This window comes from Streptomyces violascens, from assembly GCF_014649955.1.
GTDB lineage: Bacteria > Actinomycetota > Actinomycetes > Streptomycetales > Streptomycetaceae > Streptomyces > Streptomyces violascens.
The window spans coordinates 46,150-52,297 of sequence record NZ_BMUA01000039.1; the positions used below are offsets into that span (position 1 = coordinate 46,150).

Sequence of the window (6,148 nt, forward strand, 5' to 3'; positions counted from 1 at the left end):
CGACCCCATGAGCGAGCCCGAGAACCCCGAGAGCAAGGGCGGAAGCGCCGCGGGCCCCCGGCCCGAGCCCATCCGCTTCTTCGGCACGACGTGGGTGAACCACGACAACGGGTACGGGCTGCGCCGGGTGGGCGCCGCGGTCGGCTCGCTGGTGGCGGCGGTGGCGGCGTGCTTCGTGCTGCGCTTCGCGTACGAGGGCCTGCAGCTCTCGGACACCGGCGGCTTCGTGAACATCCTGGTGGTGGTGATGTTCGCGATCTGCAGCGCGCTGGCGTTCCGCAAGACCTGGGACGCCTTCTCGACCCGCCCGTCCGACCCGGAAGCGGACCGCTCACTCCAGGGCCTGAAGGCGATCGGCTTCATCGGCTCGCTGCTGGCGTACTTCTTCCGCACGTTCACAGAGGCCCCCGGCGAGGCGTTGCACCGCCAGGAATACGAAGCGGCCCGCGCCCAGTACGCCCGCCGCCGAGGCAACCCGTCAAAAACCCCGCCGAAGAAAAAGCCAAAGCGAAAGTAGCCCGGGGCGACAGCGAGGACAGCGGCACCCGTGCAGGCTCCTGCTCCTGGGGAGGGACTGGGCACGCCTGCGGGCAGCGGGCGTCGCAGTTCCCAGCGCCCCTTGGAGGTCGACGGGCCGGGGTGCCCGTGACCGCCAACACCGCGCCCCCGAGCCCACCGTCGAGCGATGCCCACCCGCTGGAGCTGCCGGTGGTCGGTTGCTGGTGGTTCGGCACGTCCGCCAGTGCCTCTTGCTCGGGGTCCTGTGGAGCGGGGGTAGTGGCTCGTTGGCTCTGAGCTCGTCGTGGGGCGATGCTCACCCGCTGGAGCTGCCGGTGGTCGGCCGCCAGCGGCCTGGCACACCGATCAGTGCCTCTCCCTCGCGGTCCCGCCGAACGGGCGGGTGGGGGAGCACGCTTGTCCACCCACCGCCCCGCGCCCGCCAACGAACCAGCACCCCCACCCGCGGCCCAACCTTGCAAGGGAGCGGAACGGGCGGGCGGGTGGGAAAACACGCCCCCAACCCGCCCCACCCGGCAGACTCGCCCCCATGACAACCCGCGCGCTCTCCTTCAACGCCGCCGCCGCGCAATACGCCGCGAACCGCCCCTCGTACCCCCCGCTCCTCCTCGACGCCCTGGAGGAGCTGGCAGGGCGCCCCCTGAAGAACGCCCAGGTCGCGGACGTCGGCGCCGGTACCGGCATAGCCACCAGCCTCTTGCACGCCCGCGGAGCGAGGGTCACCGCGGTGGAGCCCGGCGACGGCATGGCCGCCGAGTTCCGCAGGAACAACCCCGGCATCCCCCTGGTGCGGGGCGACGGCAACCAGCTTCCCCTCGCCACCGCATCCGCGGACTTCATCACGTACGCCCAGGCCTGGCACTGGACCGACCCGGCGAAGGCGGGCCCGGAAGCCCGCCGCGTACTGCGCGAGGGCGGCGCGCTCGCCCTGTGGTGGAACACGTCGGACCACTCCGCGGAGTGGGTGGCCGCCCAGGACGCCCGCCTGCACGACTTCTTCCAGCACGACCACATCCGGCCGGCCAGCAGCGGCAACCAGCGAGGCGGTCACCCCTGGGCCGATGTCCCCGGCCTGGACTTCATGGAACGCGAAATCCCGCACACCCGCCGAGTCTCCCTCGCCACCCACCTGGCGAATCTCGGCAGCCATTCGGCGTTCCTGGTCCTGGGCGAGGAGAGGACGAGGGAGTTCATGGCGAGGGAGCACGAGTTCCTGAGCGAACTCTTCCCCGACGGCACGGTGGAGGAGAGCTACGTGGTCCACCTACGCCTGGCCCTCAACTAATCGCCAGGCACCGACAGTTGGGCACCATCAACCAGGCACCAACAGCCAAGCGCTACAACAAGGCGCTGACGGTCCGGCTCAAACACGCAGCCAAGCCCGCCCGCAGCCACCGCCCGACAGACCCCAACGCCCCCACCCACCCAGCCAGGCCACCCACCGAGCCAGACCAGCCAAGCCCGCCCCCTCAACTACCTCCCCCACCCCCGCCCCACCTTCCCCACCAAGCCCACCACCCCCGCAACGACAACGCCCCGCCACAGCCCGTCCCACACGCTGGTGAACAGCGGCTCGGACGTCACGACCTGGCGTACGACGACATCGCTGAGGAGCATGAGCGCGGCCGGCACGGACGCGACCCGCCACGGGTGGGCCCGTGCCCAGCGTTGGATCCGGCGGTCCGCCCGCTCCGTACGCCCACCCCCGAGCGCCGCCCCCGCACCCCCCACCAGGAAGAACAGCATCAGCGCGACGGACCCGGCCCCGGCCGCCGCCACCGTGCCGAAGCCCTCCGCGACCGACCCGATCGCGAGCGACACGAGGCCGCCCACCGCCCCGACCGCGGCCGCGGCCCCCCACGGCCCGAGCGACGCCGACGCGACGGCGAGATGCCGCGACTCGGCCCTGGTGATCACGGCGTCCCGGGAGCCCTGCGAGCCCTGCGAGCCCCGCGCGTTTTCCGAGTGATTCCTCATACGTCCAACGTCCGCGCCCCGCCCCCGCAGAGCCATGGGGGATGACCCTGACGGCCCCCCGAACCTTGACGCCAGAACCCCGAAAGGCGCACTATTCATCACATGGTGAATTACGACCCGAACCCCACGGGCAACAGCACCTCCCCAGGGCACGACACCACCTCGGGCCCTCAGGGCGGCCCCGCCGTAACCGCCCGATCCCTCACCGTCGTACGCGGCGACCGCCAAGTCCTGAAGGCCCTGGACTTCACGGTCCCGCGCGCCCGCATCACCGGCCTCCTCGGTCCCTCCGGCTGCGGAAAGTCGACCCTGATGCGCGCGATCGTGGGTACGCAGGCGAAGGTCACCGGCACCCTCACCGTCCTCGGCGCCCCCGCAGGCACCCCGGCCCTGCGCGAGCGCATCGGCTACGTGACCCAGGACCCGTCCATCTACCAGGACTTGACGGTACGTCAGAATCTGGACTACTTCGCAGCCGTACTGAACCCCGGCCGAGCCCACCGCGCCGCCCGCGCGGAGGCGGTCACCCGGGCCATCACCGACGTGGACCTCACCAGCCACGCCGACGACCTCGCGGGCAGGCTCTCCGGTGGACAGCTCAGCCGCGTCTCACTCGCCGTCGCCCTGCTCGGCACCCCGGAACTGCTCGTCCTGGACGAACCGACCGTGGGCCTCGACCCCGTACTCCGCCGCGACCTCTGGAACCTCTTCCACACCATCGCCGCCACCCGCGGCACCACCCTGCTCGTCTCCTCGCACGTCATGGACGAGGCGGAACGCTGCCACCGCCTGCTCCTCCTGCGCGAAGGCGTACTCCTCGCCGAAGACACCCCGGACGACCTGCGCACCCGTACGGCCACCGAAACCGTCGAGCAGGCCTTCCTCCACCTGGTGGACGAGGCCGCCCACCCGGAGACCTCCGGGTGACCGCACCACGACAAGCCGCCGACCCCCCACCCCGAGGCCCGCTCATGCCCGCATCCCGCACCCTCGCGACCGCCGCCCGCGTCCTGCGTCAGCTGCGCCACGACCCGCGCACGATCGCGCTGCTCCTGATCATCCCGTCGCTGATGATCATCCTGCTCCGGTACGTGTTCGACGGCAGCCCCGCCGTCTTCAACAGCATCGGCGCCTCGCTGCTCGGCATCTTCCCGCTGATCACGATGTTCCTGGTGTCCTCCATCGCCACCCTGCGCGAACGCACCTCGGGCACCCTCGAACGCCTCCTCGCCATGCCGCTCGGCAAGGGAGACCTGATCGGGGGATACGCACTCGCCTTCGGCGCGCTCGCCGTACTCCAGTCGCTCATCGCGACGGGCATCTCCGTCTGGCTCCTCGATCTGAACGTGGTCGGCTCCCCCTGGCTGCTGCTCCTGGTGGCCCTGCTCGACGCCCTGCTCGGCACGGCCCTCGGCCTGTTCGTCTCGGCCTTCGCCGCCTCCGAGTTCCAGGCGGTCCAGTTCATGCCGGCGGTGATCTTCCCCCAGCTCCTGCTGTGCGGCCTGTTCACCCCGCGCGACTCGATGCAGCCGGTCCTGCGCTGGATCTCGGACGTCCTGCCCATGTCGTACGCCGTCGACGCCATGACCCAGGTCCTCCACCACCCGGACGCGACGGCCACCTTCGCGAAGGACACGGGCATCGTGGCGGCGATCGCGCTCCTGGTCCTCATCCTGGGCGCGGCCACCCTGCCCCGCCGAACCCCCTAGCCGTACCGCCCTTCGGACGCCCCCTTCGGCCGCCCGCCCCCGGTGCGAGGATGACGTCACGAAACGCCGCACCACCTGGAGGGTGACCGCATGACCCAGACCGTCGCAGTCCTCGGCACCGGCAAGATCGGCGAGGCCCTCCTCAGCGGAATGATCCGGGCCGGCTGGCACCCGGCCAACCTCCTCGTCACCGCCCGCCGCCCGGAGCGCGCCGCGGAGCTCCACACCCGCTACGGCGTGGACACGGTCACCAACGCCGAGGCCGCCAAGCGCGCGGACACCCTGATCCTCGCGGTGAAGCCCCAGGACATGGGCAAACTCCTGGACGAACTGGCCCCGCACGTCACGAGCGACCGCCTCGTCGTCAGCGCCGCGGCCGGCATCCCGAGCTCCTTCATCGAAGCCCGCCTGGCCTCCGGCACCCCGGTTGTACGCGTCATGCCGAACACTCCCGTACTGGTCGACGAGGGCATGTCCGTGATCAGCGCCGGCAGCCACGCGACGCCGGACCACCTCGCCCATACGGAGGAAATCTTCGGCGGCGTGGGCAAGACCCTGCGCGTACCGGAATCCCAGCAGGACGCGGCCACCGCCCTCTCCGGCTCGGGCCCCGCGTACTTCTACTACCTGGTCGAGGCAATGACCGACGCCGGAATCCTGCTCGGCCTGCCCCGCGCCCAGGCGTACGACCTGATCGTGCAGTCCGCGATCGGCGCCGCGGTGATGCTCCGCGACAGCGGGGAGCACCCGGTGAAGCTCCGCGAGGCGGTGATGTCCCCGGCCGGCACGACCATCAGCGCGATCCGAGAGCTGGAGAACCACGGCGTGCGGGCCGCCCTCATCGCGGCCCTGGAAGCCGCCCGCGACCGAAGCCGCGAACTGGCCTCCGGCAACAGCTGACCGGTCAAGCCCTCTCGTTACGCCTTCTCACTGCGCCTTCTTGCGTGGCTGCCGCAGCACAGCGGCGGCCACGCCCCCGCCGACGAGCGCCAGCGCACCCCCGCCGACCAGGCTCAGCACCCCGACGGGGGTATGCGGAAGGGCCGCACGCGCGGCCTGGAACGCGGTGCCCCCGGACGGCTTCTCGCTGCCACCGTCACCAGCTGAACGGATGCGGCTCTCCGACCCGGCACCGCGCGGCCGGACCGCCCGAACGGTGCGCAGGTCCGCCGCGAGCCGGCTTCCCTCCTGGAGCTTCTCCTCCAGCCGAGCCACCTCAGCGGACGAGGCGAGGCCCGCCCGCGCCCGCTCGATCTCGACCCGGGTCTCTTGATTGACGGCGTCGACGACCCGCAGCCGTATGCGGGCGACGTGCTCGTCACCGTCCGCCGCACAGGCAGCGCCGGGCCCCACGGCCATCCCCAGCACGAGGAGGATCGCGGTGGCTACGGCCATCCGAAGAAGAGACCTCATACCCGCCAAGCTAGGACGCATCCCGCGACCACGGATCGGCCGTCCCGCCACGCCTGCCTCAGCCGAAAGCACGAGGTCGGAGGCGTGCGGGACCCTGACGAGACCCCGCACGGGACCTTGGCCCGGGCCCTCCGGCCGAGGGTTGACACGGCCATCCCCCGTACGTAGTGTTCTCCGAGTTGTCCGACGTGAGCGCCGACTCCGGTCGGTCCCCGGACAGCCATTCCGCATCAACCACTTCTTATGAACGACACCTCGTCGTCTCGTTTTTCGTGCGCTTTTGCGAAATGAGGAATCCGCGTTCGAGGACGCACTCCGATTGGCGTCGGAGGTCAGGATTCCGCTAATGTCTCACTCGTCGGAACGGCCGAACAGCCGGGAAGACAAGCCGACTTGGCTCCGGGAGACCGGAAATCAGGACCGAAAGGATCTGATAGAGTTGGAACCGCCGGAAAGGGAAACCCGAGAGGGGGAACCGGAAAGGCGCCGAGGAAATCGGACACGAAAGAGTCTGATAGAGTCGGGAACAC

General features: G+C 70.8%; 7 protein-coding genes. 5 read left to right on the top strand and 2 right to left on the bottom strand.

What is annotated here, in order from left to right:
• The first annotated feature begins 7 nt into the window (after positions 1–7).
• On the top strand, positions 8–517 hold the full coding sequence (locus IE206_RS38605; RefSeq protein ID WP_189970805.1) for a hypothetical protein: 510 nt from the start codon (positions 8–10) through the stop codon (positions 515–517).
• Between the two features lie 531 nt (positions 518–1,048).
• Positions 1,049–1,804 carry a class I SAM-dependent methyltransferase gene (locus IE206_RS38610; RefSeq protein WP_189970807.1) on the top strand — a complete coding sequence of 252 codons (756 nt, stop codon included), beginning with the start codon at positions 1,049–1,051 and terminating at the stop codon, positions 1,802–1,804.
• A gap of 188 nt (positions 1,805–1,992) precedes the next feature.
• On the opposite strand, the gene IE206_RS38615 is transcribed toward IE206_RS38610, so the two are convergent.
• Complete coding sequence (locus tag IE206_RS38615; protein WP_189970808.1) at positions 1,993–2,496, bottom strand: hypothetical protein; 504 nt, start codon at positions 2,494–2,496, stop codon at positions 1,993–1,995.
• 102 nt (positions 2,497–2,598) lie between these two features.
• Here IE206_RS38615 and IE206_RS38620 point away from each other — a divergent pair, with 102 nt between their 5' ends.
• The 3 genes from IE206_RS38620 to proC all read left to right on the top strand — a co-directional run bounded on the left by IE206_RS38620 (position 2,599) and on the right by proC (position 5,105).
• On the top strand, positions 2,599–3,423 hold the full coding sequence (locus IE206_RS38620; protein WP_189970810.1) for an ABC transporter ATP-binding protein: 825 nt from the start codon (positions 2,599–2,601) through the stop codon (positions 3,421–3,423).
• Between the two features lie 44 nt (positions 3,424–3,467).
• Positions 3,468–4,205 carry an ABC transporter permease gene (locus tag IE206_RS38625; protein WP_189970812.1) on the top strand — a complete coding sequence of 246 codons (738 nt, stop codon included), beginning with the start codon at positions 3,468–3,470 and terminating at the stop codon, positions 4,203–4,205.
• A 90-nt stretch (positions 4,206–4,295) separates the two neighbouring features.
• The gene (proC, locus tag IE206_RS38630) at positions 4,296–5,105 is read left to right on the top strand and encodes a pyrroline-5-carboxylate reductase (RefSeq protein WP_189970814.1); all 810 of its coding nucleotides are present in this window, start codon (positions 4,296–4,298) and stop codon (positions 5,103–5,105) included.
• A gap of 27 nt (positions 5,106–5,132) precedes the next feature.
• Here proC and IE206_RS38635 read toward each other — a convergent pair whose 3' ends face one another.
• The gene (locus tag IE206_RS38635; protein WP_189970816.1) at positions 5,133–5,618 is read right to left on the bottom strand and encodes a hypothetical protein; all 486 of its coding nucleotides are present in this window, start codon (positions 5,616–5,618) and stop codon (positions 5,133–5,135) included.
• Positions 5,619–6,148: the final 530 nt, after the last annotated feature.

Bases quoted from the DNA above. Each gene is read 5' to 3' on its own strand.
- IE206_RS38625 (WP_189970812.1), top strand. From the start codon at position 3,468: ATGCCCGCATCCCGCACCCTCGCGACCGCCGCCCGCGTCCTGCGTCAG.
- IE206_RS38610 (WP_189970807.1), top strand. From the start codon at position 1,049: ATGACAACCCGCGCGCTCTCCTTCAACGCCGCCGCCGCGCAATACGCC.
- IE206_RS38605 (WP_189970805.1), top strand. From the start codon at position 8: ATGAGCGAGCCCGAGAACCCCGAGAGCAAGGGCGGAAGCGCCGCGGGC.
- IE206_RS38615 (WP_189970808.1), bottom strand. From the start codon at position 2,496: ATGAGGAATCACTCGGAAAACGCGCGGGGCTCGCAGGGCTCGCAGGGC.
- IE206_RS38620 (WP_189970810.1), top strand. From the start codon at position 2,599: ATGGTGAATTACGACCCGAACCCCACGGGCAACAGCACCTCCCCAGGG.
- proC (WP_189970814.1), top strand. From the start codon at position 4,296: ATGACCCAGACCGTCGCAGTCCTCGGCACCGGCAAGATCGGCGAGGCC.
- IE206_RS38635 (WP_189970816.1), bottom strand. From the start codon at position 5,618: ATGAGGTCTCTTCTTCGGATGGCCGTAGCCACCGCGATCCTCCTCGTG.